The sequence below is a fragment of the Aerococcus sp. L_32 genome (genome assembly GCF_050689315.1).
The window spans coordinates 1-666 of record NZ_JBOEQF010001022.1; the positions used below are offsets into that span (position 1 = coordinate 1).

The window sequence follows — 666 nt, forward strand, 5'->3', positions numbered from 1 at the left end:
CTGTTACCGTCAATTAATGTAAGAACAGAAATACGTCCACCTTGGTGAGAGTAAGTACCAAATTCTTGGTCATCTGTTTTTGTTAAAGTTTCAAAGCGACGTAATGAGATTTTTTCTCCGATTACAGCAGCTTTTTCTTTAATGTATGTATCTAAGTCTTTACCTTCAACAGTTACATCAGTTAAAGCAGCTTCTACAGTAGCAGGTTTTTGCTCTAAGATAGCTAATGCAACAGTTTCTAGTAATTCAACGAATTGATCGTTACGTGCAACGAAGTCAGTTTCAGAGTTAACTTCTACAATTACAGCGTCGTTCCCTTTAGCAACAGCTTTAGTTAAACCTTCAGCAGCAACACGGTCAGCTTTCTTAGCAGCTTTAGCGATACCTTTTTCACGTAGGAAGTCGATAGCTTTGTCCATATCTCCGTCAACTTCAACTAAGGCTTTCTTAGCATCCATCATACCTACACCAGTGCGGTCGCGTAATTCTTTAACTTGTTTTGCAGTAATTGCCATTTAAAATTTTCCTCCTAATTGCATGCATTCTTTAAAAAAAGGCTATCTTAACTAAGAAGGAAAGCCGAATATAGCTTAGACAAACTTAATCAGATAGCCATCTACTGTTTATATTTTACTACTAATTGAAGTAATCTTCAACTAAAGCAAT

The 666-nt window shown here is 36.3% G+C and carries 1 protein-coding gene; it reads right to left on the reverse strand.

The window, feature by feature from the left end:
• Positions 1-515: translation elongation factor Ts (tsf, locus tag ACRCJ0_RS17980; protein ID WP_431391504.1), on the reverse strand; the 515-nt coding region annotated here is incomplete at its 3' end.
• Between the last annotated feature and the right edge of the window lie 151 nt (positions 516-666).